Raw genomic sequence first — 26,002 nt, forward strand, 5'->3', positions numbered from 1 at the left:
AACAACAGGATGCGCCCCTCGGCAGCCTTCACCTCGGACAGCACGGCCTGCAGTCGCTCCTCGAACTCGCCGCGGTACTTCGCACCGGCCACCAGTGAACCCATGTCGAGCGAGAAGATCGTTTTGTCGCGTAGGCCCTCGGGCACGTCGCCGCGGACGATCCGCTGGGCGAGACCCTCGACAATCGCAGTCTTACCTACACCGGGGTCGCCGATCAGCACCGGGTTGTTCTTCGTTTTCCGGCTCAAGATCTGAGTTACCCTGCGTATCTCGGCATCCCGGCCGATGACCGGATCGAGTTTGCCTGCCTGTCCCTCGGAGACGAGGTCGCGCCCGTACTTCTCCAATGCCTCGTACGCCCCCTCCGGGGTCGCCGACGTGACACGCTGATTGCCGCGCACCTTCGTCAGCGCTGTGAGGAAGGCGTCCCGTGTGACCCCGTGACTGGCGAGGACCCGCCCGGCCGCGCTGGCCGATCCTTCCTCGGAGAGGGCCATCACAAGATGCTCCACCGACACGTAGGAATCCTTGAGTCTCTTCGCCTCCCGCTCTGCGGCATCGAGCAGCTTGGCCAGACGCTGGGTGATCATCACCTGACCGGGGGTCGCGCCGGGGCCGCTGACCTTCGGCCTACGCGACAGTTCACGATCCAGATCGGATCGAAGTGCTTCGACATTCGCGCCGGCCTGTTCGAGCAGTCGGGGCACCAACCCATCCTGCTGATCGACCAATGCGAGCAGCAGGTGCTCTCCGTCGACTTCGGTGTGGCCCATTCTGGTCGCAACATTCTGGGCTTCCTGCAAGGCTTCTCGTGACTTTTCGGTCAAGCTGCCGGTGTCCATGAGGATGTCCTCCTTCTGCGGGCCGCTGTTTCGAGTCTTTCGATTCGATCCAGCAGATCGAGCACGAGCCCGATTGCCGAGTAGTTGAGACCCAGACCCGTCCGCAGTCGTTGAATGCGTGCGGCGTGGGTCACTTCGGATGGGTCGAACGACATCTCTCCGCCGGCGTAGCGGTGGGCGTCGAGCAGTCCGAGAGTCACGAGTTTTCGTGCCAGATCCGGGTGCAGGCCAGTACGTTCGGCGAAGGCGTCCGGCGACAATCCGGTACGGCGAACCAATACGTACTGAGTGATCGGCGTTGAGGTGCTCATGTCTCTTTCCTCGGATTGAAGTTCGATTCGGCGCCCAACTGCTCGAACAGTTCGCGTTCACGTGCTGTCGGTTTCGACGGAACCATCACCTTGATTTCGGCGTAGAGGTTGCCGTTGGCACCGCGCGGATTCGGCATTCCCTCTCCGCGCAGGCGCAGCTTCCTACCAGTCGAAGAGCCAGGCACCACTTTGACTTTCGCCTCTCCGCCCGGTGTGGGAACGACGACTGTCGACCCGAGAACCGCCTCCCATGGCGATACGGGCAGATCGACGTAGATGTCCCGACCCTGCACGCGGAACCGTGAATGCGGTTTGATCCGCACCACGAGGTACAGATCCCCAGGCGGCGCGTCACCGTTGCCTCGGCCTCCTTGCCCGGCCAACCGGATTCGCTGGCCGTCCAGGACGCCGGCTGGAATGTCGACGTCATACTGCCGTCCGTCCAGTCTGAGAGTGCGTTTTCCGCCCTGATAGGCCTCTTCCAGCGCCAGTTCCAGTTCGGCCTCCTGATCGGCGCCGGGAATCGGTCCGAACCCACCGCCTCCGCCGAACATCTGCCCGAAGAGGTCTTCGAAGTCGACGGCACCCTCACCGCCGACACCGTGGCCGAAGTGCACCCTTCTCCCGCCACCGCCGTACCCGGCGGCGTTTGCCCGCACCCGTTCGTCGTAATCCTCGGGTACATGCCGGAAGTCGTCACCGAATCGGTCATAGCGTTTCCGGGTGTCCGTGTCGGACAACACCTGATAGGCCTCATTGACCTCCTTGAACCTGTCCTCCGCAGTGGGATCCTTGTTCACATCGGGGTGGTACTTGCGGGCCAGCTTGCGGTACGCCTGCTGAATTTCGTCGGTGCCGGCGCCCTTCGGTACGCCGAGTACTTCGTAGTAGTCACGGGCCATCGGTGCTCACCCCTCTGGGCGGCTGACGACCACCGCGGCGGGCCGCAACTGTCGCCCGTCCTCTCCATAACCCGGGCGCAAGACCTCGACCACGGTCCCGGACGGAAGGTCGGGTCGGGTTACCACACTGACCACTTCGTGGAGTTCCGGGGAGAACGGCACACCGACCTCGTCGTGGCGCTCGAAGCCGAGTCGTGAGAGCACCTGTACCGCCTGGTCCCGGATCGCCTTCACACCTTCGACGACGGCCTGCGGATCGCTGCCTGCGTGTGCAAGCGCAAGCTCCAAGTTGTCCAGTACCGGCAGCCACGCCGCCGAAACCTTCGCTACTTCCGCGGCGCGTTCACGGTCCAGATCTTTGGCGTATCGCTTGCGCAGGTTGTCCAGATCTGCGACGGCCCTGCGCCAACGGTCCTCGAGTTGAGACAGCTCGTCTGCCGTCTCGGCGCGATCGGACTCGGTCTTGCTTTGATCCGTGTCGGCGCTGTTGGTAGTCGGCTCAGTCGTCGAATGATCTGCAGACATTTCCATCGTGCGCCTCAGCTTCGATCGAATTCGGCGTCGATCACGTCGCCGTCATCCGACGACGCAGCATCAGCGCCGCCTGCTTGCCCGTCGTCCGACTGGTCCGGCACAAGTCCGTAGAGCAGCTGTTGCAGCTCCGAGGTGAGTGGCTGAACCTCCGCGGGTGAAGCGCCGTCCTGCACGGCCTTTCGGGCGTCGGCAACCAGCATCTCGGCCCGCGCCTTCTCATGCGGCGGGGCACTGTCACCGAGTTCGGCGAGTCGCCGCTCCACTTGATACGCAACCGAATCGAGCCCGTTGCGCGCGTCGACCGCCTTGCGCAGCGCCTCGTCCTCACCCCGGTTCCGTTCGGCCTCCGCCAACATGCGCTCGACCTCACCCTGATCAAGGTTGCCCTGTTCACTGATCGTGATGCTCTGTTCCTTGCCGGTATCCTTGTCGCGAGCGGTGACGTTCAGGATGCCGTTGGCGTCGATGTCGAAAATGACTTCCACCTGGGCCTCGCCACGTGGCGCGGGGCGGATGTCTTCCAGCCGGAACCGGCCCAGCACCCGGTTGTCGGCCGCACGTTCGCGTTCGCCCTGCAACACCACGACGTCTACGGCGGACTGATTGTCTTCCGCCGTGGAGAACACTTCGCTGCGCCGTGCCGGGATCGTCGTGTTCCGCTCGATGATCTTCGTCATCACCCCGCCCTGCGTCTCGACGCCGAGGGACAGTGGGGTGACATCGAGTAACAACACATCGGAAACCTCGCCTTTGAGCACGCCTGCCTGGACTGCGGCTCCGAGGGCAACGACCTCGTCCGGGTTGACGCCCATGTGGGGGTCCTTGCCGCCGGTCAGCCGGCGAACCAGCGCCTGTACAGCCGGGATACGTGTCGAACCGCCGACCAGTATCACTTCGTCGATGTCGTTGGCGGCGACCTTGGCGTCACTCATGGCCTGCTTCACCGGGCCGAGGCACCGTTCCACCAGATCGGCAGTCAAATCATCGAACTTCGATCGCATGATCGTAGTGGTGAGATGTTTGGGACCATTCGCGTCAGCGGTAACGAAAGGCAGGTTTACCTGGGCCTGGGTCACCGAGGACAGCTCAACCTTTGCCTTCTCCGCGGCTTCGAACAGTCGTTGCAACGCCTGCGCATCCTTACGCAGATCGATGTTCTCCGCGCGCTGGAATTCGTCGGCGAGGTAGTCCACCACGCGTCGATCGAAGTCGTCGCCGCCCAAGTGGGAGTCGCCGGCCGTGGAACGAACCTCGACTACCCCCTCTCCGACGTCCAGCAGGCTCACATCGAAGGTTCCGCCGCCGAGGTCGAAGACCAGTACGGTTTCGTGGGTCTGTTTGTCCATGCCGTACGCGAGTGCCGCAGCGGTCGGTTCGTTGATAATCCGCAAAACCTCGAGGCCTGCGATACGGCCGGCGTCCTTGGTGGCGTTTCGTTGCGCGTCGTTGAAGTAGGCAGGAACAGTGATGACCGCTTCCTTCACCTTCTCACCGAGGAACTTGCTCGCGTCGTCGACGAGCTTGCGCAGCACGAGAGCGCTGATCTCCTCTGGTGCGTATTTCTTGCCGCGCACGTCGAAGCGGGCCTCACCGTTGTCACCCGCTACGACGTCGAAGCTGACCGCTTTGGCTTCCTCGGAGATCTCGTCGTAGTGACGTCCGATGAAGCGTTTCGCCGAGTAGATCGTGCCCTTCGGATTCAAGATCGCCTGCCGTCGGGCAAGCTGGCCCACCAGACGCTCACCGTTCTCGGTGAACGCCACCACCGAAGGCGTCGTCCGTGCTCCCTCCACATTGGAGATGACCACCGGCTCGCCGCCTTGCCAGCTTGCGATGACCGAGTTGGTTGTGCCCAAGTCGATGCCTACAGCAGTTGTCATGACTCAATTCCTTTCGATCGGCCCGGCCGTTGAGCAAGTGCGATTCCGCCCGCAACTTCGCTCGATGTCGGCAAGGACTTCGTAGTTCCCTGGTTTTGGCGAGTGGATTGGGTGAAGTCACGGAGACCGAGCAGGGCGCCGATAACGGCGCCCGACACCAATCCGTGGATGGCGGGCGTGAGGCTCGAGAGCGGCCGAGGGTAAGGGTTTCCGCCACTGTGCTTTGACATCACGCCCCTCAGCGTTGATGTTGTGGGGTTCGCCGGGCCTGTGTGTACTGACAGGGCCCGACCGCCGGTCAACCGGTTGAGCTCACGAACCACCCAGCCATGATGAGTCTTTTCGTCCGCCTAAAGGGCGTCAACAACATTCGCCTGATGGGCGGGGCGCAACGGGGCAGTGGCGACCACACCTGCCCTTGATCGAAGATGCCCGCCGGAACCCGATCGAAGCGGCCATCGCATGAAACTCCGAGTATCGGCTTCGACACGAAAACTCGAGTGTCGGCCGCTACTGCGGTACGTCCACACTACCGCGGCGCATGCAAAAGGAGAACTCCCTTTGCGAAAGATCGTCACAGTCAGTGAACAGCAGCTCCGTTGAACCCGGACGAGATTCATTGTAGTTCTATCGAATCTCCTTGTGACAGAAAGGTAATGAGCCACTACTGGCCGGTTCCAATTGGTTGCGAGTAGGTGGCGCACACCCGCGTGCTGCACGGTTCAACGTCCCGTTCTGTGGCTGGTCAACAGACCGCTCAGGTGGGAGCTATTGCAATTCAACATGTTTCGGCCACCGTCACTACGGGACTTACGTGGTTCTCGTCTATTCCTGTGCTGCATCCTTTGGCAGGATTTCTATCGAGGGGTCGGTTTGCTCTCGCCCCCGTGGTGGCGCAGGTGTGCCAGGTCTGGCCGTGGTTGTGTTCGTCTCGGCTCGGAGCCGCCTCAGGGATGCAGTACGACTTTGGTCCAACCGTCGTCGTGAGCGTCGAAATGCTGGTCGCCGGATTCGGTTGCGCCGAGCGGGCTTGGCCGGCGTCAATTCACCTGACGCGCGGATGAAGCAGAGCTCACAGCGCCGCCACGGCCGCCTCGGCGACGGTCTTGTCCTGCTCCCCGGTGCCGCCGCTGACGCCGACAGCGCCCACGACCTGGCCGTTGTGCCGCAGAGGCACACCGCCTGTGAAGATCATGATGTGTCCGCCGTTGGAGGCGTGTATCCCGTAGAACTGCTCGCCCGGGCCCGCGTTGGCCGCGAGGTCCTCGGTCGAGACGTCCAATGCCCGCGCGGTGAACGCCTTGTTGATCGAGATGTCGATGCTGGCGATCCAGGCACCGTCCATTCGCACGTGAGCCACGAGGTTGCCGCCGGCATCGACCACCGCAATGTTCGACGGCGACTCGATCTCGGTGGCTTTGGCCTGTCCTGCGGCGATGATCCGCTGCGCATCGTCGAGGGACACCGAGGTCTGGTTCACGGTCATGACGCACCTGCCCCGAGCTTCGCGAACTGCTCGACGATGGCCTGACGGAACGCAGGAAGGTCGTCGGGCGAGCGGCTCGAGATCAGGTTCCCGTCGATCGCGACCTGTTCGTCTACGACTTCTACTCCTCCGGCCCCGTCGGCAGCCGATATCGCTATCTGCTTGCCCTGCAGTGGCATTGGCATCGTTGTGCTCCTCTCGGTTCTGGCCGTGTCAGGGATGCAGGACGACTTTGGTCCAGCCGTCGTCGCGAGCGTCGAAGTGCTGGTAGCCGGATTCGGCTTCGGCGAGCGGGAGTTCGTGGGAGATGATCCAGGAGGGCTTTGCCCGGTCTTCGTGGATGAGGTCGCGCAGTTGCCGGTTGTAGTGTTTGACGTTCGCTTGTCCGGTGCCGATCTTCTGGCCCTTGAACCAGAATTTGCCCATGTCGAAGGCGATCTTGCCGTTGCGCTCGAGTTCGTCGGGGCCGTTCTGGTCCTGGGGAAGGAAGATGCCGACCACCCCGATGTGGCCGGTGAAGCGCACCGAATCCACGAGCCGGTTCATCGTCATGGCGGCGTCCTCGTGGCCTTGCGGGTCGTGTGCCTGATAGCCGACGCACTCGCACCCCTTGTCTGCGCCTTTCCCGTTGGTTTGCTCGAGGACCTGCTCGACGGGGTCGCCCTTCGAGTCGTCGATGGGGACGACGCCGATCTCTTCGGCCAGGCGTAGCCGGTCGGGGTGGCGGTCGACGATCATCACCTTGCTCGCTCCCTGGATCATCGCCGAATACGCGGCCATCAAACCGACTGGGCCAGCGCCGTAGACCACCATCGAATCGCCGGGTTGCATGTCGGCCAGGCGGGTGCAATGCCATCCGGTGGGAAAGATGTCCGACAGCATCACGTAGTCGGTTTCCTTGTCCTGGGCATCCTCGGGCAGTCGCAGACAGTTGAAGTCGCCGAACGGCACTCGCAGATATTCCGCCTGTCCGCCCCAGAACGGGCCCATCCCCGCGAAACCGAATGCAGCGCCGGCCATCTTCGGATCGGGGTGCACCGTCAGGCAGAATGCGGTCAACCCTTCCTCGCAGTTTCGGCAGAAGCCGCAGCCGATGTTGAACGGCAAGCACACTCGATCCCCTGGCGATACTTTGACCACTGCATTGCCGACTTCGGCGACGATGCCCAAGTTTTCGTGACCGAGGACCATTCCGGGCTCCAGATCGGTGCGGCCTTCGTACATGTGTAGATCCGACCCGCAGATGTTGGTGCTCGTGATCTTCACCAGCACATCTGTCGGATTCTCGATCCGCGCATCGGGCACGTCCTTGACGTGGACCTCTCGAGGCCCGTCGTATACAAGCGCTTTCATCGCGGCACTCCCTTGTCTTGTAGCTGCGGCTTTCCGGTTGATCTCGTCGGCCGCAGGCGTCCACGCGTGAGCGACCGACCGAATGAATCGTGCTGTTCGGGGAAGGTCCACGGCGCGCAGAAGTGAAGATCGCACCAAAATGTCGGCGCACCAACATTTTTCCTGCCATCGACGCAACTGCGGCTGCATCCAGGCATCGCATTCCCTCACTATGGAGTCTCCTCCTTCGGCTCCACGATCGCTAGGGGGTTGGGATCGGTTTCCTCGAACGGTGGGTTTGGGTACCTTCCATTAACCGATGGATGGTGTGATGCTTGACAGTGTTCACCACCTCGAAGAGGAGATCCGATATGGCCACCAAGGCGCTGCTGGTCCGACTTGAAGCGAAGCCCGGCAAGGAAGAAGCGGTCGAGGAATTCCTCCGATCGGCACTGCCGCTCGTCGAGCAGGAGCCCGGCACGAAACCCTGGTTCGCGGTGCGGTTCGGGCCCTCGTCGTTCGGCATCATCGACGCATTCCCGGACCAAGCTGCCCGCGAGACACATCTCAATGGTCCGGTCGGCAAGGCCCTCGGCGAACGAGCCGACGAACTCTTCGCTGCGCCGCCCGAAATCAGCTACCTCGACGTTCTCGCTGAAAAAGTCTGAACAACCGACTGAAAAAGCCCAGTCGGCGGCCGTCACACTTCTGCTTCGAATATAGTTGTGTCACAGCCACACCCGATTCGCGAGAGCCTTGCCGGTGTGCGCGGCTGTGGCGTACGGTCCGTCGCTCATTCGACCCAGGTATCGGTAGAACACGAGAAGTGTACTCAGTCGAGTCAACTCGGTACGTGCGTAAGAAAGCACTTCAAACTCGTTTTATTACAGTGTGTTTCGAGTTTGAACTGACTTGACTGGAAGTGAAGTAGGACTTCTCGTTGCTGCTGGGACAGTTCTGGGCCATGGAAAAGGTCATCTTTCCGCGGAATTTCAGCGACAATTGTGGCGGGAAGGCTCGAAAGTCGCAGTCCGATAATACAAATAGACTCGGAATCTACATGCGCGGTCCGAGAGTGTCTCCACAAGTTCGGTGATCACGCCCGCTGGATCAGAAATGCTCAGTTGGTGCCCCGCCGTGCGCCTTTGCATTTTATAGTCGCTTGGGCTTGCGTGCCACTGCCCTCGTCCACGCTTCGCGGCGCGGCCGACACGATCGCCTTATTGGTGAAACGCGTGCGTTGTGAGCCCGGCGTGATCTTGACGGAGTTGGTGCTCGAAGTCGGAGCAATGTCACTTCCCGATCTGGAGTCGGCAGTTGATCGGGAGGAGGAGTTGTCGAGGGGGTTCGACGATGCGCTCGATGATGTGCGCGCTGCCAATCGTTCCCTCGACCGGCGGTGACTCTGATGACGGATCTTGCTGTTCTTACGGACGCTGTACCGAGGTGACTGACCACTCGGGGCAGTAACTCCGTCGTGCAGCAGAGGCGACCTACACACGCGGATGATGTGACGGGCGAGGGTTACCGAGCCGCGATCGGCACCTCGGCTGTATGGAAATCGCGAAGATCTGGGTCGGATTCTTCCCTCGGCCGGTTCGGTGATCGATTCTGAGTGAACCTGATTCTTTCGTGGTCTCGGAAAGGAAGCTCCGCCGTGGGTTCGATTGTTCTCACCCTTGTCCTCGTCCTCTCCTTCCTCGTGCTCGCTTTGCTTCTGCGGTACGCCAATGCCGGACAGTCTGCCCGCCCCGGCGCTCCGAACGTCCGTCCGGTCCCGGGAAGCGGCCGGTTGGGTGCTCGACCGCGGGTGCTGCGGTGACGGCATGGCATGTGATGGCGATCTGTCGCGCATTCAGCGCCCGATTGGCTACCAGGCGTGTGGGTTCGAGCGCACCTTCGGCAGGGCGATCAAATGGTGATGCCAACCGTTGCCGCAGCCAGCGGCCTTCACGGCCGCACTTGGCGGACACGCCAGATTCTAATACTGGCATGAACCCGTAGGAAGTCGCCTTATTAACCGTCAGTGGCATTGCAAGAGCGAAGCTTTGAGATACGTCTCCTGGCTTCGGATCTGGTTTCAGTGATCCGAGGTTCTCGAGTGAGAGAGGAGTTCCCGATGATATCCGCAGTGCGCTCGGCGCAGTCCGGGAAAGAGGTTGCCGCCGAACCGAGTTGTTGGCAGAAGTACGCCGCGTGCGGTGGGGTCGAAGCGGCGGTGTTCTTTTCGCCGGAAGGCGAGCGTGGCAATGCCCGATTCCGCCGGGAACTGCAGGCGCGGCGGATATGTCAGACCTGTCCTGTGCTCGGTCAGTGCCGCGAGTACGCCCTCGGTGCGGGTGAGCTGTATGGAACGTGGGGTGGCATGAGCGAAGCTGACCGAAGGCGGCACGCCCAGTGACGAAGTCGCGACGAGCGCGGGGCGGCAGATCATGCAGTCCGAGGATGCGATCAGATGTCGGGTGAGCCGGTGCCGCTGTCGGTTTACCGTATGGCGAGCGGCGAGCTCGTCAAGGAGTACCGCTCGTTGTATCGCCGGTGTGATCGCCTGACTCCGCGTGAGAAAGCACGGTTCTATTTCGTGAACGAGGAAATGAGGGCACGGGGGCTCGGGCATGGCATTCCAACTCCGGATACGCACGAGGGTATCGATGCCTGGGACGGGGAGATCTGAGATCTGATCGCGAGCTTTCCCGAACAATTGCTGTACGGATAGCGCTATCCGTGCGAAAGGCTGTCCTTATGCGGTGTCAGATCGCCGGTTCAGGGCGGGGGAACAGTCGTGAGAGAACATCGGAGAGGGTGATGATGCCGACCGTCGTTCGTTCGTCGGTGACCACGGCCAGGTGATTGCGACTTTCCCGCATCGCCGCGAGTGCGAGGTGGACGGGGGTGTCGGACGCAAGGGTGAATTCCGGTCGCATGATGGATTCGGCGTGGGTGTGGTCGGGTTGGAGCAGGGTGTCGCGGACGTGCACGATCCCAAGGGGAACACCGTTGTCGCGAACGAGGATTCGTAGGTGTCCCGATTGTTTCGAGATCGCCCGCACCTGGTCCATGGTCGCGGAGCTGGTTACGGAGGTCGGAGCTTTGCTGCTCCGAAGCAGATCGCGGACGGTCAAGGTCTGCATGTCGAGGGCGCCGGAAAGTTGCGCGGAGTATCCGGCGTCGAGGGCTCCGACGTTGGTGGAGTGTTCGACCAGGTGCCGCAAGGCGTCGGGGTCCTGGCCGCTGCCGACGTGATCGACCGGTTGCACACCGACTTTGACGAGGAACCAGTTGGCCATCGAGTTCAGCGATTGCAGTAGAGGTCGGGTGAGCCACATGAATCCGCGCATCGGGATGGCGAGCAGTGTGGCTGATTTCTCGGGGTGGGCGATCGCCCAGGATTTCGGTGCCATTTCGCCGACGACCAGATGCAGGAAAGTCACGATGATCAATGCGAGAACGAAACCGGCGACGTCCGCGATCCAGAGCGGCATGCCCCAACTCGAGAAGGCAGGGGTAAGCCAGTGATGGACAGCGGGTTTGGTGATTGCACCGAGCGCGAGGGTACATACGGTGATGCCGAGTTGGGAGCCGGCGAGGAGCACGGTCAGTTCGGAGGCGCTGCGTAGAGCGGCTCGGGCGGAGCGGCTGTTGGGGGCGGCATCTTCGAGGCGGTGCCGTTTGGCGGAGATGAGGGCGAATTCGACGGCGACGAAGAAGGCACTCAGGGCTATGAGAGCGACGGTGACGGCGATGACGATCCAGGGGTTGCTCATCGGTTCTCCTCCGCGGTTTCAGTCCCGGCCACTGCGGTTGGGTCGAGGCGTAGTCGTAGTGAGGCGGGGACGTGCCGCTCGACGGACAGGACATCGATGACCAGTGAATATCGAGGTTGTTCGTCGTCGGAAATCAGGTCGGCAGGATCAGGTGGCAGTTCGACGCGGATCCGGGCTCCCTCGGGTGGGAGCTCGCCGTGATGGGCGATGGTGAAGCCGGCGATCGTCTCGTAGTCACCACCCGGGAGGTCGTGTCCGATGGTGCGTTCGACCTCGTCGAGGTGCACGCCACCGTTGACGGTCCAGGATCCGTCTTCGCCGGGGAGTTCGAGTGGGAGGTCAGGGTCGTGTTCGTCGGTGATTTCGCCGACGAGTTCTTCGGCGATGTCTTCGAGGGTGATGACACCGGCGAAGCCGCCGTATTCGTCTATGACGCAGGCAAGTTGGTTTCTGCTGTCGGTGAGTTCGGCCAGGGCCTTCGGCAAGGGAAGTGTGGTCGGGAGGATCAGGGCGGGGCGGGTGAGTGTGCGCGCGGTCAGATCAGTGGTCGGCGTCAGGTCGAGAACATCTTGGAGGTGGATGACACCGACTATGTCCTCGGAATCTTCCCCCACGACGGGATATCTGGAGTGCCCTCGCCCCATGAGGGTGAGGATGTGGTCGAGGGAGTCGTCGGCGTGGACGGTGTCGACATGGGTGCGAGGGATCATCGCATGCTCCACTGGGCGCGTGGGGAAATCGAGAATGCGATCGAGCATCGTCGACAATTCGGGCGGAAGAGTCCCGGTTTCGCGGGACTCGGCGACGATGTGCTCGAGGTCGCGGGCAGAGGCGGAGTGCTCGACATCGTGCACCGGCTCGATCTTGAGTGCGCGGAGCAGCAGGTTCGATGCTTGGTCGAAGATCCAGATCAGCCAGCCGAAGAGTTTCAGGTAGAGGGTGGTCGAGCGGGCCAGCCACCGGGCCACAGGTTCGGGACGTGCGATGGCGAGGTTCTTCGGGAACAGCTCACCGAAGAGCATCTGGACCAGGGTCGAGAACAGCAGCGCCAGCACGGCACCGATGGCCATCCCCACGGCGGTGGGGATGCCGATGCCGCCGAAGATCGTTCCCAGCGACTGACCGATGAGAGGTTCGGCAACGTAACCGACCAGCAGACCGGTGACGGTGATGCCCAGTTGAGCTCCGGAGAGCATGAACGAGGTGCGGCGGGTCACCGCAAGAGCCCGCGTTGCACCCGAATCGCCCGTCTGGGCGAGAGAATTGAGCCGGGATCGGTCCACGGCCATGTAGGCGAACTCCTGGGCAACGAAGTAGCCGGTGACTGCGGTGATCAACAGAACGACCAGGACGCCCAGCAGGAGTGTCAGGGCGATCATCATGAGCCGGACACCTCGCCATCACATGCGGTGACGTAGTGGGGTGTGTCCGGCCTGGGTCTGTGACTGTCCATTGGTCTCTCTGTCGATGCGGAAGAAGCCTTGTTCTTTAATCTACGTTTACCTTGCCGGAAAAGTTCCCATCGCCATGCGGTTTCCCCGAAAAGTCGCGGCGAACGAATGAAGTACCTGACCCAGGCAGGCGGATAGCGACCCTCGCGATCCTCAGGTGCGGGTGGGTGGGCCGAATCGCAATCCGCGGAGCAGTCGGCGGTAGGAGAAGCGGTCGTCCCAAACGCGCAGCCGGCCGTTTGCGAATGTGTAGTGGCCGTCTACGTCGAGGTGCAGGGCAAACCATCCGATGCGGATGATCTCTCTTCGCCGGGAGGACACCGTGTCGTGGTCGGTGCTCATCGTGAGCACTTCCACGACCTCGTACCTGGTGATCAGGTGAGAGACGATCGTGAGAGCTCGTTCGACGCTCTTCCTTCCCTTCACGCTGGGCAGGCCGGTGTTGCGCCATTCGATGTCGGGATCGACGAGTGCACGCACGGCATCGGCGTCCATTTCCTCCAGTGCGATCAGGAGGTCCACCACCCGCGATGTCAGTTGATCGTCGTTCAACAGGTACTCCGGTCGTTGGGGAATCGGTGGATTCATGTGGTGACCGTCAGGCAGGGACTGTTGCTCCGTGAAACACACAGCAGCATCTTGCCCTCGGCGCGCTCGGCTGGGCTCAACGAGTTGTCATGGTGATCTACATCGCCGTCGATGACGTGGACCATGCAGGTGCCGCAGAAGCCCTGACGGCATGAATAGGGCGCTTTCGGGTTCACACGCAGCACTGCGTCCAGTGCGGTCTGATCGGCGGCGACATCGATGACCTGACCGGTGCGAGCCAGTTGGATCCGGAAGGGACGTCCATCGACGACCGGTGTGGCGGAGAAGCGTTCGGCGTGCACTTCCACACCGGGTTGGTTGCGTGCACCTGCGGTGATCAGGTCCATCATCGGGACCGGACCGCAACAGTAGATTGCATCACCGCTGCGGACGTTCGGCGGGAGAAGATCGGTCGCGGTGGGTAGGCCGTATTCGTCGTCGGTGCGGATGGTGACCCGATCACCGAACGGTGACAATTCCGCGAGGAACGGTAGCGTGCGTCGCTCGCGACCGACGTACACCAGCGACCAATCCAGGCCCATGCGCTCTGCCTCGCGGATCATCGGGAGTATCGGGGTGATGCCGATACCGCCCGCCACGAAGTGAACGCGCTTCGCGCGCTTGGTTCGCCCGGGTTCGACGAACCCGAACGCGTTGCGTGGGCCACGAACGCCGACGGCGGCACCGACTGGCAACTCGTCGTGCACCTCGTTCGATCCGCCGCCACCATCAGGGATGCGGCGTACCGCAATCCGGTAACAGCGGCGATCGGCAGGATCGCCGCACAGTGAGTACTGACGTATGCGTCCTGAGGGCAGGTACAGGTCGAGGTGAGCCCCGGGGTGCCACCGTTCGAGGTCGCTGCCGTCAGGTGCCCGCAGTTCGATGCTGACCACGTCGTTGTCGCTGGCCACCGTCGTGCGTTCCGACACCGTGAGCGTTGTCTTGTACTCGTCGGTCCGGTTTTTCGGTGGCTTATCGCGATGAATCAAGACCGCCCACTTCACCTGCGTGGAGACCAGGACATCCAGAATGCGCAGAATCGAGTCGCGGTGCGTGCCGCGTCGTAGGTCGACCGGGATCTCGCGGGGGGCCGGCCACCGCTGTGTGAGTTCGGGCGCGTTGGGTGTCATGTGTTGACCCGCTTGGCCGCTGGCGATTGCGCGACGTAGGCGAGGGCCTGGGCTGTGGACCCCACACTGTCGGGGTGAAATCCGGGCACGAACGTCGACGCACCGCTCCAGAACCATTTCGATACACCAGGCACCAGTCCGCGGCGTCCGGCGCGGACGAATTCCAGGAGCAATCGCGGATAACCGATGTTCGGCGTGTTGGGGTCGTTGCGGCTCAGATACATCGCGGCACGGAGCAACCACCCTAAAAAGATCGGCCACGTGATGAGCATGGAGATACAGCGGCGAAAGTAGCCGACTCCGAAGTACGTGGCGACCTCGTGCGCCACGGCACGATGCTCGACCTCTTCGGCCCCATGCCACCGGTAGAGGTCAAGCATCTGCGGATCTGCGCCGAATTTCTCCAAGTCCGCGTTCAGTGCCCAGTCGCCTACGAACGCGAACATATGCTCCGAGGACGCGCAAATCCCGAGACGCTCGATCAGACGCTGCCGGGTGGACCGCGGATCGGTGTCGTCGCCGACGCCCAAAGTCTTACGGAAGAAGTACTGCATCTGGCGGTTGAACGGGGCCGGGTCGATTCCGTGCCGTGTGAACACCTGATTCATGACCTCGTCATGCGCCTCTGCGTGCAGCAATTCTTGACCCATGAAACCGAGCATGTCCTCGCGGAGCTTCTCGTCGTGCACGTCCGGGAGAGCCTGCTCGAAGGCCTGGATCATCATCCGCTCGCCCTCGGGGATGACGAGGTTCATCGAACCGAGGAGGTATGAGGCGATCGGCTCATTCGGCAACCACACCAAAGGCGCTTTCTCCCAGTCGAAGTCGACTCGCCGTGGACGGATCGCAACCCGGCCGGGCGGCGCGATCGGACGCTGTGTCAGTCCCCTCAAAATCCCCATGGCCACTCCTCGCTCATTTATAAGTACGCGACAGTACTTATAAATGAGCATGGCGATCTACCCGAGGCTTGTCAACACCGGACTACGAACCGTCGGACGAGAGATCCAGTACCCGTTCGAGGAAGGACATGATCGGCGCATGAAGATTCATGTACGAATTGGACCCGTCGACCACCTGGCGGTAGAACAACTCGTTGCATCCGCCGATCGCCGCGAGAAACACTTCACGCCCCGGGGCTTCTGAAGATCTGGACGCGTAGCCGACGAGCAATTCGTCGGCGAGCAGTTCCAGGTACTCGTTGCGCTTCGCAACCCCTGCCGGACCGGCCACAGGTAGGTCCACCACCCAAGCGCGGACGAACTCGGGTTCGGACGAACACGTCTCGAGGTACTTCTCGATGACAGCCGAAAGCTGTTCGTGTGGAGATAAATTGGTGGTCGAGCTTTGTGTGGAGGTGATGTTGGAGACGATCGTCTCGATGCCGGCGTCGATCGCTGCGATCAAGCAGGCTTCTTTGCTCTCGAACTGCTTGTAGAAAGCTTGGCGAGATACCCTGGCGCGGCCGACGACATCGGCGATCGTGGTCGAGGCGATCCCCTTCTCCGCAGTCGACGAGATCACGGCGCGCAGAATGCGATTGCGTTGTGCGTCTTGGACCTCGTCCGCCGCGAGGCGGCCACGGCCACGCGGCAACCCGGGGAGGTCACGATCGAACGATCCAGCCAGCCTGCGCATACCGCATCGTATCCTGCCTGGTGCCATCGGTTCGCTCCTTGGACCGTCGACGTGGCCTGACGGAGAACCAGTTCAGGCAACGTCGACGCCGCCGGGGGTGATCATTCTCGTAGCGGCACTCACCATTGTCAGCAGCCATTCGATTTTAGTATGAACTGCATGGTTCGGGAGGTTCCCGGCTGCTGATCAGTGGTCGGCTAGGCCGTCAGTTTCGTTGTCGGAGAACAGTTTCTCTCCGGTGGTTTTCGCTGAGATGCGCATCGAGGAGCTCGGTGAGGTGCTTGCTGACGCGGTCGACAAGCCTGGTGGAGCGTGTTGCGACGGACATCATGTTCGCTGATGTCGACAATCAGATGCATTACATCTGCAGAAAGTCCTAGCTAAGGGGGTTCCAACTTCAGTATCGGAGCTAGTCTCATCGGGTCTGTTTCCGCGATTTTTGTCTCAACTTCCGGTTGACCATCTGATTGAAAAGGGCGCGGCCTTCTTGCGGGGAAGCAGTGCGCGCGGACCGCGAGTTGCCGGCTGCGGCGTTCCTTTGGATCCACGCCACAGCAGTCAGTGATACCGCGGTCATCAGGGCGAGGAGGTGAGGTTGTTGCCGTTGCGGTGGTGGCTCTGGCGTCAGGGCTGATCGTCCATGAGATCAAGTTGTTCCCAAGCCTTTTCGATGTCTTTGGCTGAGGAGCGTGCATCAGAGCTTTCGAGTTGCGCGAGGATGGACTGCACGACGGCGACCATGGCAGTCAGGGACGGCGTGGGGTTGATGCCTTCGATCGGAGTGATCACGACATGGTCGGCGTACGTGTTGAGGGGCGATGAATGCAGGTCGGTCAGCACGGCGATGGTCGCGCCTCTCTTGCGCGCCTGGCGTGTCAGTCCCCGCAGCGCGCGGGTGAGCCGCCAGACGTTGACAACGATCAGGCAGTCGCGTTCGTCCAGGTGCGACACGGGTATTGCCTGCGACGTCGCGGGGCCGGCCGCGACGTGAATGTCGAAGCCGTAGATGGATGCCAGGTAACTGAGGATATGAGCAGGTCCTGTGCCGGATCCGCTTGTGATGACCACGATTCGGCGGGCTTCGATCATCGCGTCGGCGATGTTTTTGATGGCGGTGATGTTGGCGTCGGTTGAAACGCTGGCGAGGTTTGCTGCATCCTGCCTCAGCATTTGCGTTGCTGCATCCTTTGAACCGGGATGGTCGGGGCTCGTTGTGACGAGCGAATTGAGGTATTCAGTGCGGAGTGCCTGACGTAGGTCGCTCCATCCGTCGAAGTCGAGTTGCTGTGCGGTTCGCACCACCGTGGAGACATTCACGCCTGCACGCTCGGCGACTTCCCGGCCCGAAGCATAAGAGGCGAACTGCGGCATCTGTGCAAGAACCTGCATGACTCGATCGGCCTGCGCTCCGAGATTCGCGTGCTCTGCTCGTTGTGCAAGCATCGTCCCCACTGTCACTTCGAAGCGCCTCGTTTCACCGGATCAACTACAAGGGCCTCGAGTGTCGATGGCGACCTGAAACACCTCACTGGTCGCCGTCACGCTACCACCCGCTGCTTCCAGGATTCCCTGCGCGAACTCAACGCGAAGGGGCGCATTCTGCCAGGCCTCATAGGCGGAAGCGTCTGGCCATGTCGCGACGGCGATTACAGTACCGGCGTCGTTCGACTTGAGGCAGAGCTGTGAAGACTCCGCGCCGGACAATTCGAGGACTCGTGCGCTCTCGTAGTAGCGACAGAGGTCATCTCTGCGGTCAGGCGAGACGTGGAGTGTGAGGATCGTGAAAACAGTCATGATCAAAGTGTTGCACAAGTCACTTAAATGCGCTTAATGTTGCACGCACCAACTGTCAAAGGGAGCTCGCATGACTACATCTGCGCATCCGACAGAGGCGCAAAACGCTGCGCTTCTGTCGAGGCTGGACAATCTGGAACCGGGAAAACCACATCGACGTCTGATGCTCATGGGCGGCCTGGGTTACACCTTCGACTCGTTCGACGGTGCCCTCATGGGTTACGCGCTCTCAGCGCTGATCATCATCTGGCACATCCCTTCTGAGACCGGCGGATGGTTGTTGTCGTCGATCTTCTTCGGGTATCTGGTCGGAGCGTTGGTTGCGGGAGTGCTCGCCGACCGTTTCGGTCGGCGCAAGCTCATGATGAGTTCGTTGCTCATTTTCTGCGTATGCAGTCTGCTGATGGGCACCGCGAATTCCCTGCCGGAACTATTCGTTTGGCGTGCGCTCGCAGGTGTCGGAATCGGTGCGGAGACCGCACTGATTGCGCCCTACATCTCCGAGTTTCTCCCTGCCCGGGTGCGAGGCAAGTTCGTCACAAGGACGGTCGGGTTCCTCGCGTTCGGCTATATCCTTGCCGGAGTGGTTGCCCCGCTGGTCATCTCGCCCAATCCGGCTGTGGGTTGGCGAATCGCGGCGGTTCTGTGTGCGCTTCCGGTGGTCTTGTTGCTGTGGTGGCGACGTAAGCTGCCCGAGTCTCCCCGGTATCTGCTGTCCAAGGGCCGCAATGCAGAGGCGGCTGCAGTTGTCGAAAACATGGAACGCGAATCCGGAGTTAATCCGGCAGTAGATTCACCTGATGCTGTCGACACCGTGACGGATCCCCCACAGTCGTCGCCCTCAGTCACCTCTCGACGGGGCGTGCTCGCTCCGCTTGCCGGATTGTGGCGAGGTGGTCTTGCCCGCACGACGATCGTGATCTGGCTGTTGTGGTTCATTTTGATCGGAGTGAACTACGGATTCTCCTCCTGGCTGCCAACGCTTTTGGTGTTGGAGAAGGGGATCACTCTGACTAACTCCTTCCTGATCGCACTCATCACCTCTCTTGCGCAGATCCCCGGTTATTACGTTGCGAGCTTGTTGATCGACAAGATGGAGCGAAAGTGGCTCCTCGCGATCTATGCGCTCGGAGCGACGGGTGGTGCGGTGGTTGTGGCGTTCGCCGACAACACCCCGGTTCTCGTGCTCGGGTCTGCTCTGTTGGCAGCGTTCACAAACGGAGCGGCCGGCGTGTACTACACATACACCGCAGAGCTCTATCCGACCGAGGTTCGCGCAACGGCGATGGGCGCTGCCTCTGCGGTAGGTCGTCTGGGCGCGATCTCCGCACCGATCGCCATCGGCTACCTCTTCGCGCGCATCGGTTGGGTGAACGTGTTCTTGGTCCTGGTAGGGGCTCTGGTGCTGGCGGTGGCCGTGGTGGTGCTCTTCGGTGCACGTACCTCGGGCCGCAGCCTCAACGAGAGCGTTCCCGCCGGTCACTGACCCACCATTGCGAGTTTCTTCAAAGGAGACAGATCATGCACGTTCGTGTAGTAAACGCCCACACCCTCGAACCCTCGTCAGGGGTGCGGCAGCAGAATGCCTGGATCGACATCGTCGACCGAATGATCGTCGACAGCGGGATCGGAGAGCCCCCGACGCCGCACGGTGGTGACTTCCGAATTATCGACGCCGGTGGGGGCACGGTCATGCCCGGCCTGGTCGATGCCCATGTGCACATTCTCGTGACCTCGACGAACGCTGCGGAGCGTGCTCAGTGGACGCCGGGTTACGCGACGGTCAGGGCTCTGCGCTCCGCCGGTGACATGCTTCGCCGAGGTTTCACCACGGTGCGCGATGTCGGTGGCGCCGATCACGGGATGGCCCGTGCCTTGAGAGAGGGCTTGGCCCCTGGCCCACGTTTGATCTTCGGCGGTAAAGCGCTGTCCCAGACGGGCGGTCACGGCGACTTCCGCTCTCTCAACGACGATTCTCAGCCCTGTTGTCAGCTCAAACCCGACTTCGGGCGCATCGCGGACGGCGTCGACGCCGTCCGCCACGCCGCCCGCGACGAGTTTCGAAAAGGTGCGCACCATCTCAAACTCGTTGTTTCCGGAGGAGTTGCGTCCCCGACCGATGAAATCTCGGCGGTGCAGTACACATCGGACGAAATTCGTGCGGCGGTGGTCGAAGCCGAGAACCACAACCGGTACGTCACGGTGCATGCCTACCATCCTCGCGCGGTGAATCAAGCCTTGAAGGCCGGTGTTCGATGCGTCGAGCACGGGAACCTCATCGACGAAGAGTCGATTCGTCTGCTTGTCGAGAATGATGCATTCCTGGTGCCGACGATCATCACATATGAGGCGATGTACGAGGCCGGTACAGCCTCGGGTCTTTCGGCAGGATCACTGAAGAAGCTCGACGAGGTCCGCATCGCCGCCGTCGATGCTCTCGAACAGGCCCACCGGGCGGGAGTGAATCTGGTTTACGGTAGTGACCTTCTCGGGGACCTGCAGGCGCGGCAGCTCGACGAGTTCACCATCCGTGGGCGCGTCCAGCCGAACATCGACGTGATCCGCAGTGCCACCAGTACTGCTGCGCGCCTGCTCGGTATGGAAGGAGAGATCGGTACGCTCGTCCCCGGGTCACACGCGGATTTGCTTGTGCTGGAAGGAGATCCGGAACAAGATCTCGCGGTCCTCACGGCGCCCGAGAAGTATCTGCGTCACGTACTTCATGGCGGCGTCGTCACGGATATCGCCGCCGCACGCTAGCAGTCGAACTTGCCGGGCACTTCTCGCGGCAATGCCCGGCAACTCGAACCTCCAGAACACATCTCATGGGTAGAGAATCAATGTTCGCCGCGAAGTCGGAGACCGAAGCAAGCAACCTTGCCGGCTGAGCACTCGATCCTGTGTATGGGCGGAAAGCGCTGCTCTGGAAATATTCTCTGAGAAGGCTGTGTTCGGAGCCGTACTGGTCGACTATGTTCGCGGCCCAGTAGGTGTCCGATGCCGCTGCTGAGATCGGTACTTGAACTCGGCCGGGCGGTGCGTTCAGCTACCCTGCAATGCCGTGCGGAGCGCGTCGACCGCGAGAGTTCGTGCGACGTTGGCTGCTCGGGTGTCGCGGAGGCTGTCGAGCAGAAGGAAATCGTGAACCATTCCCGCTACGCGTACCGATGTGACATCGACGCCGGCTTCGCGGAGCCTGTTCGCGTACTGTTCGCCTTCGTCTCGCAGGACGTCGGCTTCGTCGGTGATGACCAGCGTGGTCGGAAGTCCAGCTAGTTCGTCGAGGGAAGCCTGTAGGGGTGATGCGTGCACTTCTGCACGCTGCGCGGGGTTTGACGTGTATGCGTCCCAGAACCACTTCATTCCGTCACGAGTGAGGTAGTAGCCCTCGGCGAATTGCAGGTAGGACGGAGTATCGAAGTCCGCGTTGGTGACTGGGTAGAGCAACACCTGTGCTTTGAGGTCGATACCTCCACGTTCTTTGTTCATGAGGGCGAAGACCGCGGACATGCATCCACCGACCGACTCTCCGGTCACCGCGATGCGGGAAGTATCCAGGCCGTGCTCGGCACCATGTTCGAGTACCCACTGGCCCACCGCATAGTTCTGTTCGACTTGCGTCGGATATTGTGCTTCGGGTGCCCGGTCGTAGACGGGGAAATACTCCAGCTGCGCCGGCGCCTACTGCCAGTTCGCGAAACAGTCGATCGTGCGTCTTGTCGTCTCCGAAAACCCATCCAGCGCCATGGATGTAGAACACCACCGGCAGTGGCCCGGTGATGCCCTTCGGTCGAATGATGCGGGTGCGGACAGTTCCCCATTGGCCTGCATCGACGTCTACCCACTCTTCGTCGACATCGGGTCGTGCTACGCCGTCGCCGCTTTGTAGGTCCCGCAGTATCTTTCGTCCTTCTTCTGGTGGCACTTCGTAGATCCGGGGGTGGGGGTCGGTGGCCTCGCACAGCTCCTTTGCTGCCGGTTCGAGGTACGGGGCAATTGGTGATGGTAGTTCGGGCATGTCAGGGGTGGCCTTTCGGATTCGAAGGGTAGATGTGATCGAGCGGTCAGGATTGATCTTTCGCAACTCGGACCAGAAGTGCCGGTACGTTCGATGTGCGTGGACTCACAAGGGGGTAAACCTGCTGTGTAACACTAAGTTTCGCGCTTCAATTGCATCGGGTGGTCGTTATGTCACCTCCGCACTGCCGACGAGTGGTCGACGGTCGGTTGAATGTGTGCACCTCTCACATGACCTAAACATATCGTCTGTCGGATCGTCAATGGATCGATGTCCGCGCTTGTCGATGACCTACATCAAGGCTTCGCCCACCAGGCAATGATGCGTTCGACCACCTGAGAGCTTCCCCGAACCCATCTGATGTGATCGTTGCTCGCGCCGGCCAAGACGTCCTTGTGCTCGTACTGCCACCGTGTCACCGTGCGTGTGTCGAACAGTTTCTCCGCGAAGACATCCACCGACCGCGCCGGAGCCATGGCGTCTGATGCGAAACTGACGACGAGCGCGGGCGTCGTGATCGGCCGGTTCACTCTGTAGGGCGGGTTGCCCGTGATGGCCATGCGGGCCCATTGCCGCATCAACGTGCGAGCGCCGGGGCCGCCGAAGGCCGGTGCGGGCAGGTAGCCGAACAGTGTAGTGAGCAGCGGGACGGCAACTGCGGACATGAGCAGGACGGGCAGCCCGCAGAACCGGTAGGCCCGATGGTGGGGGAGCGCCGCAGCTACGGTGACCATTGCATCGACCGCCGTATGGTTCAGTTGATGTCCGGCTGCGAGTTGTCCGCCGAGACTGTGTCCGAGTAGCAGGATTGGCTGTTCGGGATGATCCCTTCGTGCGCAGGCGATCGCGTCGTCGATGTCGTTGATCTCGTCCTGGTAGGACCAATCGTGTCTGCGGCTCGCGCGAGGCTCGCTACGTTCGAATCCTCGTCGTCGAATCGTATGGGCCTCCCAGCCGTGCCGTGCGAACTCTGCAACCAGTGGCTTGTAGAAGTGAGACCCTATTGCCATCGCGGGAGCGATCAGGACAAGCGGAGCGTTCGAGCTGGGCAAGCGAGGATGAACCGGAGTATGCAACGGACGATGCGGGCCGTCGTTGTGTTGTGCAGCGTGGTGATCGCTTCTCACAGTTGGCAGATCACCAGTGGTATTTCGCGCTGGGTTCGTTGCTGGTAGCTTGCGTAGCCTTTGTATGCTGCAACGACTTTGGGCCACAGTTCTGCTCGTTCTTCTGCGGACGCGGTTCGTGCGTGTGCCGCGAATCGTTCTCCGTTCATGACGAGTCCGACGTCGGGGTTGGCCTGAAGATTTTTGTACCAGTCCGGATTTCGGTCGTCGCCGCCTTTCGACGCGACGAGCACGATCCAGTCCCTTTCCCTGACAGGGGTTGTCAGGTGGCACGAGCGCGGCATACCCGACGATCGTCCGATCGTGTGCAGCTCGACGACCGGCATTCCGAAGGGTTTGGACAGCAGTCGCCCTCTGCTGACGGTGAGCACGATTTTGTGCGCACCGTTCATCAGCCTGGCGCCGAAGTCTTTGATGGTGTTGTTGTTCGACATATCTCATCCCTTCATTCGAGGTGACTCTGTCCGTGCTTCCGTGCTTCCGTGCTTCCGTGGTGGGTTCCCTCTGAGAGATGCCTGTCGCTCGGGTCGGCTGCGATCTGTCACGAACCATCCAGTAGGAGAAGGACTTTGCCGACCGAGTCTTTCGATTCGAGCAACGCCTGTCCCTTGTCTGCATCGGCGAGGGGGAGCTTTGCCGAGATGATCGGTCGAATAAGCCCTCGTTCGATCAATGGCCATTCGTCGGCGACGACGGCCGCGACGATCTCCGCCTTCGACCCGGGGCCTGTCAGTGGGCGATTGCGGACGTTGAGGCCGATGATGCGCGCACGTTTGCCGATGAGCGCACCGACGTTCGCCTCACCGGTGAAACCTCCCTGCATGCCGATGATCACGAGCCGACCTCCGACGGCGAGGGCGTCTATGTTGCGGCTGAGGTAGCTGCCACCCATGATGTCGAGGATGACGTCTACCTGGCCCGCCAGCTCGGCTGCAAAGTCTTGGTTCCGGTAGTTGATCACGATGTCGGCACCCAGGTCTCGGCAGCGCTGCGCCTTGGCCTCTGATCCGACGGTGACCGCGACCCGCGCCCCAAGCGCCTTGGCAACCTGAATGGCATGGGTGCCGATCCCGCTTCCACCGCCGTGGACGAGAAGCAAATCGCCGGCTTGCAGGCCTGCGTCGGTGACGATCGTGGACCAGACAGTGCTAGCCACCTCGGGCAGAGCCGCGGAATCGATCAGAGTTACGCCAGCTGGTACAGGCAACAACTGGGATGCGGGGGCTACTGCGTATTCTGCGTACCCGCCTCCAGCGATCAGGGCGCACACCTCGTCCCCCAGCGCCGGACCGGCGACGTCCGGGCCGAGGGCGACGACAGTGCCCGAGATCTCGAGACCCATGATGTCGCTGATGCCTGGTGGTGGCGGATAGAGCCCCTGTCGCTGCATCACGTCGCCGCGGTTGATGCCAGCGGCGGCAACGCGGATCAGGACCTCACCCGGTGCGGGCGTTGGGGTTGGCACTTCCTCGACGGCAAGGTTCTTGCGCTCGTCGACGACGATCGCTCGCATGGTTGGCCGGTTGGTGCTCATCGTGCTATCTCCTTTGTTGGTAGTCGAAATCGGTTGGCACGAGGCATGTGGTGTCAGGGCGCGCCGACGGTTTTCCACATGCGTAGCGCGATGTTCATCACGGGCGCCCACACGTTCCACGGGATTCCCGCTGGTGGATAGAAATCCAATCGCGACTGGTGGGCGATGGTTTGGGCTTCGGTGTATTTGAGGATGCCGTCGATACCGTGCCGACGCCCGAGACCGGAGTCACCCATTCCGCCCATCGGCGAGTCGATGCTGCCCCATGCCGCGGCGAAGGCGTCGTTGATGTTGACGGTCCCCGAGTGCAGTCGGGCAGCGACTGAGCGGGCGCGTGTGGCGTCACGACCCCAGATGCTGCTGTTGAGTCCGTAGACCGTGTCGTTGGCCCGAGCAACTGCCTCGTCGTCATCTGCGACGGGATAGATCGAGACAACCGGGCCGAACGTCTCCTGCGCGTGCAACGTCATTTCCGGTGTGACATCGGCGAGGATGGTCGGCTCGTAGAACAGCGGCCCCAGATCCGGACGTGGTTTCCCACCTGCCAGAACGCTCGCGCCCTTCGCGACGGCATCGGCGACATGAGCCGACACTGTCGTCAGTTGTTTGTCGGTGGTCAGGCTCCCGACATCGATCCCATAGTCATAGGAGGCCCCGATGGTCAAGGCCGAGGTTCGCTGAACGAACTTGGCAACGAACTCGTCGTGTACGGACTCGGCGACATACAGGCGCTCCACCGAGACACACAATTGTCCTGCCGACGGGAACGCAGCCCGCACGGCTCCGTCGGCTGCCCGATCGAGATCTGCGTCGTCGAGGACGAGCATCGCGTTCTTGCCGCCCAACTCGAGTGACGCCCCGATCAGCCGCTGACCTGCGCTGCGGGCGATGTCCCGACCGGTTGCCGTGGACCCGGTGAACATGACGTAGTCCGCGTTCGCCAAGAGGGGATCCCCGATCGAACTGCCTCGGCCGATAACCATCTGCCACACATCGGCCGGTAGGCCCGCTTGGTACATCAGGTCCAAGGCCCACAAGGCAGTAAGGGCGGTCTGGGTATCGGGCTTCTGCACCACAGTATTGCCGGCCATCAGCGCGGCGATGGCGTCCGTCGCGGCCATCGACAGCGGGTAGTTCCACGGCGAGATGATCGCCACCACCCCTTTCGGATGGCGCAGCTCGGACGTACGGGTGAGGAAGGGCAGAGCACCCCGGCGACGTTCGGGTTCAAGAACTTTCGGTCCGGTGCGGCCGTAATAGCGGGCAGCGATGACAGCGTCGGCGATCTCGAGGTAGGCATCACGGCGAGTCTTGCCGTTCTCGGCCTGCATCAGGTCGAGCCCGATGTGTTGATTCTTCAGGACCAAATCATGGAAGCGCAGCAGTACCCTGGCACGCTCCGTCGCGGGGGTCGCTGCCCATCTCGTTTGGGCGCGCCGTGCGCGAACGAATGCTTCGTCGACGTCGGCCGGGGTCGAGATAGGGAAGTCTGCGAGTGGTGAACCGGTGTAGGGGGCAATGGTGATCGAGCGGGGCGCGCCGGGCGAGGCTGTGACCCGTTCTGTCAGCCGTTCGAGTAAACCTGCGGTCAGCGTGGCAGGCAGCGCTGCGCGGGGATCTGTGGAGATGTCGGTCGTTGCGGTCATGTCGGTGTTCTCCTGAGATGTT

The 26,002-nt window shown here is 61.8% G+C and carries 26 protein-coding genes and 1 pseudogene; 6 read left to right on the forward strand and 21 right to left on the reverse strand.

The window, feature by feature from the left end; genetic code table 11:
• From ACZ3J7_RS30545 to ACZ3J7_RS30580, 8 genes are all read right to left on the reverse strand, one after another.
• The coding region (locus ACZ3J7_RS30545) for a Clp protease N-terminal domain-containing protein (protein WP_353798998.1) at positions 1 to 842 on the reverse strand (842 nt) is incomplete at its 3' end.
• Entirely contained in the window at positions 824 to 1,153 is a 330-nt protein-coding gene (locus ACZ3J7_RS30550; RefSeq protein WP_054781457.1) for a chaperone modulator CbpM, read from the reverse strand. The genes ACZ3J7_RS30545 and ACZ3J7_RS30550, both read right to left, overlap by 19 nt.
• Positions 1,150 to 2,055, reverse strand: coding sequence for a DnaJ C-terminal domain-containing protein (locus tag ACZ3J7_RS30555; protein ID WP_298772676.1), 906 nt, complete (start codon positions 2,053 to 2,055; stop codon positions 1,150 to 1,152). The genes ACZ3J7_RS30550 and ACZ3J7_RS30555 overlap by 4 nt, the downstream gene beginning before the upstream one ends.
• A gap of 6 nt (positions 2,056 to 2,061) precedes the next feature.
• Complete coding sequence (locus ACZ3J7_RS30560) at positions 2,062 to 2,586, reverse strand: nucleotide exchange factor GrpE (RefSeq protein ID WP_050654922.1); 525 nt, start codon at positions 2,584 to 2,586, stop codon at positions 2,062 to 2,064.
• A gap of 8 nt (positions 2,587 to 2,594) precedes the next feature.
• The gene (gene dnaK / locus ACZ3J7_RS30565) at positions 2,595 to 4,469 is read right to left on the reverse strand and encodes a molecular chaperone DnaK (RefSeq protein ID WP_007735554.1); all 1,875 of its coding nucleotides are present in this window, start codon (positions 4,467 to 4,469) and stop codon (positions 2,595 to 2,597) included.
• A 1,072-nt stretch (positions 4,470 to 5,541) separates the two neighbouring features.
• Entirely contained in the window at positions 5,542 to 5,955 is a 414-nt protein-coding gene (locus tag ACZ3J7_RS30570; RefSeq protein ID WP_054188355.1) for a GlcG/HbpS family heme-binding protein, read from the reverse strand.
• Positions 5,952 to 6,140 (reverse strand): DJ-1/PfpI family protein, encoded by a 189-nt coding sequence (locus ACZ3J7_RS30575; RefSeq protein ID WP_366054627.1) that lies wholly within the window; start codon positions 6,138 to 6,140, stop codon positions 5,952 to 5,954. Before ACZ3J7_RS30575 ends, ACZ3J7_RS30570 begins: the two co-directional genes overlap by 4 nt.
• A gap of 28 nt (positions 6,141 to 6,168) precedes the next feature.
• On the reverse strand, positions 6,169 to 7,308 hold the full coding sequence (locus ACZ3J7_RS30580; RefSeq protein WP_024487877.1) for a glutathione-independent formaldehyde dehydrogenase: 1,140 nt from the start codon (positions 7,306 to 7,308) through the stop codon (positions 6,169 to 6,171).
• Positions 7,309 to 7,658: 350 nt separating this feature from the next.
• On the opposite strand from ACZ3J7_RS30580, the gene ACZ3J7_RS30585 reads away from it, so the two are divergent.
• The 4 genes from ACZ3J7_RS30585 (at position 7,659) to ACZ3J7_RS30600 (ending at position 9,961) form a co-directional block, all read left to right on the forward strand.
• The gene (locus ACZ3J7_RS30585; RefSeq protein WP_020971354.1) at positions 7,659 to 7,955 is read left to right on the forward strand and encodes a putative quinol monooxygenase; all 297 of its coding nucleotides are present in this window, start codon (positions 7,659 to 7,661) and stop codon (positions 7,953 to 7,955) included.
• A gap of 504 nt (positions 7,956 to 8,459) precedes the next feature.
• On the forward strand, positions 8,460 to 8,690 hold the full coding sequence (locus ACZ3J7_RS30590; protein WP_143538672.1) for a hypothetical protein: 231 nt from the start codon (positions 8,460 to 8,462) through the stop codon (positions 8,688 to 8,690).
• Positions 8,691 to 9,406: 716 nt separating this feature from the next.
• Positions 9,407 to 9,688, forward strand: coding sequence for a WhiB family transcriptional regulator (locus ACZ3J7_RS30595; RefSeq protein ID WP_298772710.1), 282 nt, complete (start codon positions 9,407 to 9,409; stop codon positions 9,686 to 9,688).
• 54 nt (positions 9,689 to 9,742) lie between these two features.
• Positions 9,743 to 9,961 carry a hypothetical protein gene (locus ACZ3J7_RS30600; RefSeq protein WP_298772712.1) on the forward strand — a complete coding sequence of 73 codons (219 nt, stop codon included), beginning with the start codon at positions 9,743 to 9,745 and terminating at the stop codon, positions 9,959 to 9,961.
• Between the two features lie 76 nt (positions 9,962 to 10,037).
• On the opposite strand, the gene ACZ3J7_RS30605 is transcribed toward ACZ3J7_RS30600, so the two are convergent.
• From ACZ3J7_RS30605 to ACZ3J7_RS30640, 8 genes are all read right to left on the reverse strand, one after another.
• A complete protein-coding gene (locus tag ACZ3J7_RS30605) occupies positions 10,038 to 11,051 on the reverse strand; it encodes a hemolysin family protein (RefSeq protein WP_298772714.1) in 1,014 nt (337 codons plus the stop codon).
• Positions 11,048 to 12,433, reverse strand: a complete 1,386-nt coding sequence (locus ACZ3J7_RS30610) for a hemolysin family protein (RefSeq protein WP_235170720.1) — start codon at positions 12,431 to 12,433, stop codon at positions 11,048 to 11,050. Before ACZ3J7_RS30610 ends, ACZ3J7_RS30605 begins: the two co-directional genes overlap by 4 nt.
• A 222-nt stretch (positions 12,434 to 12,655) precedes the next feature.
• Positions 12,656 to 13,090 carry a limonene-1,2-epoxide hydrolase family protein gene (locus ACZ3J7_RS30615; protein ID WP_095971688.1) on the reverse strand — a complete coding sequence of 145 codons (435 nt, stop codon included), beginning with the start codon at positions 13,088 to 13,090 and terminating at the stop codon, positions 12,656 to 12,658.
• Complete coding sequence (locus tag ACZ3J7_RS30620; RefSeq protein WP_298772717.1) at positions 13,087 to 14,223, reverse strand: PDR/VanB family oxidoreductase; 1,137 nt, start codon at positions 14,221 to 14,223, stop codon at positions 13,087 to 13,089. Before ACZ3J7_RS30620 ends, ACZ3J7_RS30615 begins: the two co-directional genes overlap by 4 nt.
• Complete coding sequence (locus ACZ3J7_RS30625; protein ID WP_095971690.1) at positions 14,220 to 15,125, reverse strand: metal-dependent hydrolase; 906 nt, start codon at positions 15,123 to 15,125, stop codon at positions 14,220 to 14,222. Before ACZ3J7_RS30625 ends, ACZ3J7_RS30620 begins: the two co-directional genes overlap by 4 nt.
• 82 nt (positions 15,126 to 15,207) lie before the next feature.
• Positions 15,208 to 15,861, reverse strand: coding sequence for a TetR/AcrR family transcriptional regulator (locus tag ACZ3J7_RS30630; RefSeq protein WP_166810001.1), 654 nt, complete (start codon positions 15,859 to 15,861; stop codon positions 15,208 to 15,210).
• A gap of 624 nt (positions 15,862 to 16,485) precedes the next feature.
• Complete coding sequence (locus tag ACZ3J7_RS30635; protein ID WP_298772720.1) at positions 16,486 to 17,304, reverse strand: MurR/RpiR family transcriptional regulator; 819 nt, start codon at positions 17,302 to 17,304, stop codon at positions 16,486 to 16,488.
• A 39-nt stretch (positions 17,305 to 17,343) separates the two neighbouring features.
• Positions 17,344 to 17,655 (reverse strand): antibiotic biosynthesis monooxygenase, encoded by a 312-nt coding sequence (locus ACZ3J7_RS30640; RefSeq protein WP_298772722.1) that lies wholly within the window; start codon positions 17,653 to 17,655, stop codon positions 17,344 to 17,346.
• 70 nt (positions 17,656 to 17,725) lie between these two features.
• Here ACZ3J7_RS30640 and ACZ3J7_RS30645 point away from each other — a divergent pair, with 70 nt between their 5' ends.
• Both ACZ3J7_RS30645 and ACZ3J7_RS30650 read left to right on the forward strand, forming a co-directional pair.
• Positions 17,726 to 19,141, forward strand: a complete 1,416-nt coding sequence (locus ACZ3J7_RS30645; protein WP_298772724.1) for an MFS transporter — start codon at positions 17,726 to 17,728, stop codon at positions 19,139 to 19,141.
• A gap of 35 nt (positions 19,142 to 19,176) precedes the next feature.
• Positions 19,177 to 20,415 carry a metal-dependent hydrolase family protein gene (locus ACZ3J7_RS30650; RefSeq protein WP_298772726.1) on the forward strand — a complete coding sequence of 413 codons (1,239 nt, stop codon included), beginning with the start codon at positions 19,177 to 19,179 and terminating at the stop codon, positions 20,413 to 20,415.
• A gap of 282 nt (positions 20,416 to 20,697) precedes the next feature.
• Here the strand turns inward: ACZ3J7_RS30650 and ACZ3J7_RS30655 are convergent.
• The 5 genes and pseudogenes from ACZ3J7_RS30655 to ACZ3J7_RS30675 all read right to left on the reverse strand — a co-directional run bounded on the left by ACZ3J7_RS30655 (position 20,698) and on the right by ACZ3J7_RS30675 (position 25,980).
• Positions 20,698 to 21,673, reverse strand: a pseudogene (locus ACZ3J7_RS30655) (alpha/beta hydrolase).
• Between the two features lie 296 nt (positions 21,674 to 21,969).
• Positions 21,970 to 22,725: an alpha/beta fold hydrolase gene (locus ACZ3J7_RS30660; protein WP_298772728.1), complete on the reverse strand. Its 756-nt coding sequence runs from the start codon at positions 22,723 to 22,725 to the stop codon at positions 21,970 to 21,972.
• A gap of 71 nt (positions 22,726 to 22,796) precedes the next feature.
• On the reverse strand, positions 22,797 to 23,234 hold the full coding sequence (locus ACZ3J7_RS30665; RefSeq protein ID WP_298772730.1) for a nitroreductase family deazaflavin-dependent oxidoreductase: 438 nt from the start codon (positions 23,232 to 23,234) through the stop codon (positions 22,797 to 22,799).
• Between the two features lie 107 nt (positions 23,235 to 23,341).
• Positions 23,342 to 24,313 carry an NAD(P)H-quinone oxidoreductase gene (locus ACZ3J7_RS30670; protein ID WP_298772908.1) on the reverse strand — a complete coding sequence of 324 codons (972 nt, stop codon included), beginning with the start codon at positions 24,311 to 24,313 and terminating at the stop codon, positions 23,342 to 23,344.
• Between the two features lie 74 nt (positions 24,314 to 24,387).
• Positions 24,388 to 25,980: a succinic semialdehyde dehydrogenase gene (locus ACZ3J7_RS30675; RefSeq protein WP_298772732.1), complete on the reverse strand. Its 1,593-nt coding sequence runs from the start codon at positions 25,978 to 25,980 to the stop codon at positions 24,388 to 24,390.
• Positions 25,981 to 26,002 lie beyond the last annotated feature (22 nt).

The sequence above is a fragment of the Kitasatospora sp. NPDC015121 genome, from assembly GCF_055562955.1.

Excerpts from the sequence above, each read along its gene's own strand:
- ACZ3J7_RS30550 (WP_054781457.1), bottom strand. The coding sequence starts at position 1,153 with ATGAGCACCTCAACGCCGATCACTCAGTACGTATTGGTTCGCCGTACC.
- ACZ3J7_RS30555 (WP_298772676.1), bottom strand. The coding sequence starts at position 2,055 with ATGGCCCGTGACTACTACGAAGTACTCGGCGTACCGAAGGGCGCCGGC.
- ACZ3J7_RS30560 (WP_050654922.1), bottom strand. The coding sequence starts at position 2,586 with ATGGAAATGTCTGCAGATCATTCGACGACTGAGCCGACTACCAACAGC.
- dnaK (WP_007735554.1), bottom strand. The coding sequence starts at position 4,469 with ATGACAACTGCTGTAGGCATCGACTTGGGCACAACCAACTCGGTCATC.
- ACZ3J7_RS30570 (WP_054188355.1), bottom strand. The coding sequence starts at position 5,955 with ATGACCGTGAACCAGACCTCGGTGTCCCTCGACGATGCGCAGCGGATC.
- ACZ3J7_RS30575 (WP_366054627.1), bottom strand. The coding sequence starts at position 6,140 with ATGCCAATGCCACTGCAGGGCAAGCAGATAGCGATATCGGCTGCCGAC.
- ACZ3J7_RS30580 (WP_024487877.1), bottom strand. The coding sequence starts at position 7,308 with ATGAAAGCGCTTGTATACGACGGGCCTCGAGAGGTCCACGTCAAGGAC.
- ACZ3J7_RS30585 (WP_020971354.1), top strand. The coding sequence starts at position 7,659 with ATGGCCACCAAGGCGCTGCTGGTCCGACTTGAAGCGAAGCCCGGCAAG.
- ACZ3J7_RS30595 (WP_298772710.1), top strand. The coding sequence starts at position 9,407 with ATGATATCCGCAGTGCGCTCGGCGCAGTCCGGGAAAGAGGTTGCCGCC.
- ACZ3J7_RS30600 (WP_298772712.1), top strand. The coding sequence starts at position 9,743 with ATGTCGGGTGAGCCGGTGCCGCTGTCGGTTTACCGTATGGCGAGCGGC.
- ACZ3J7_RS30605 (WP_298772714.1), bottom strand. The coding sequence starts at position 11,051 with ATGAGCAACCCCTGGATCGTCATCGCCGTCACCGTCGCTCTCATAGCC.
- ACZ3J7_RS30610 (WP_235170720.1), bottom strand. The coding sequence starts at position 12,433 with ATGATGATCGCCCTGACACTCCTGCTGGGCGTCCTGGTCGTTCTGTTG.
- ACZ3J7_RS30615 (WP_095971688.1), bottom strand. The coding sequence starts at position 13,090 with ATGAATCCACCGATTCCCCAACGACCGGAGTACCTGTTGAACGACGAT.
- ACZ3J7_RS30620 (WP_298772717.1), bottom strand. The coding sequence starts at position 14,223 with ATGACACCCAACGCGCCCGAACTCACACAGCGGTGGCCGGCCCCCCGC.
- ACZ3J7_RS30625 (WP_095971690.1), bottom strand. The coding sequence starts at position 15,125 with ATGGGGATTTTGAGGGGACTGACACAGCGTCCGATCGCGCCGCCCGGC.
- ACZ3J7_RS30630 (WP_166810001.1), bottom strand. The coding sequence starts at position 15,861 with ATGCGCAGGCTGGCTGGATCGTTCGATCGTGACCTCCCCGGGTTGCCG.
- ACZ3J7_RS30635 (WP_298772720.1), bottom strand. The coding sequence starts at position 17,304 with ATGCTTGCACAACGAGCAGAGCACGCGAATCTCGGAGCGCAGGCCGAT.
- ACZ3J7_RS30640 (WP_298772722.1), bottom strand. The coding sequence starts at position 17,655 with ATGACTGTTTTCACGATCCTCACACTCCACGTCTCGCCTGACCGCAGA.
- ACZ3J7_RS30645 (WP_298772724.1), top strand. The coding sequence starts at position 17,726 with ATGACTACATCTGCGCATCCGACAGAGGCGCAAAACGCTGCGCTTCTG.
- ACZ3J7_RS30650 (WP_298772726.1), top strand. The coding sequence starts at position 19,177 with ATGCACGTTCGTGTAGTAAACGCCCACACCCTCGAACCCTCGTCAGGG.
- ACZ3J7_RS30665 (WP_298772730.1), bottom strand. The coding sequence starts at position 23,234 with ATGTCGAACAACAACACCATCAAAGACTTCGGCGCCAGGCTGATGAAC.
- ACZ3J7_RS30670 (WP_298772908.1), bottom strand. The coding sequence starts at position 24,313 with ATGCGAGCGATCGTCGTCGACGAGCGCAAGAACCTTGCCGTCGAGGAA.
- ACZ3J7_RS30675 (WP_298772732.1), bottom strand. The coding sequence starts at position 25,980 with ATGACCGCAACGACCGACATCTCCACAGATCCCCGCGCAGCGCTGCCT.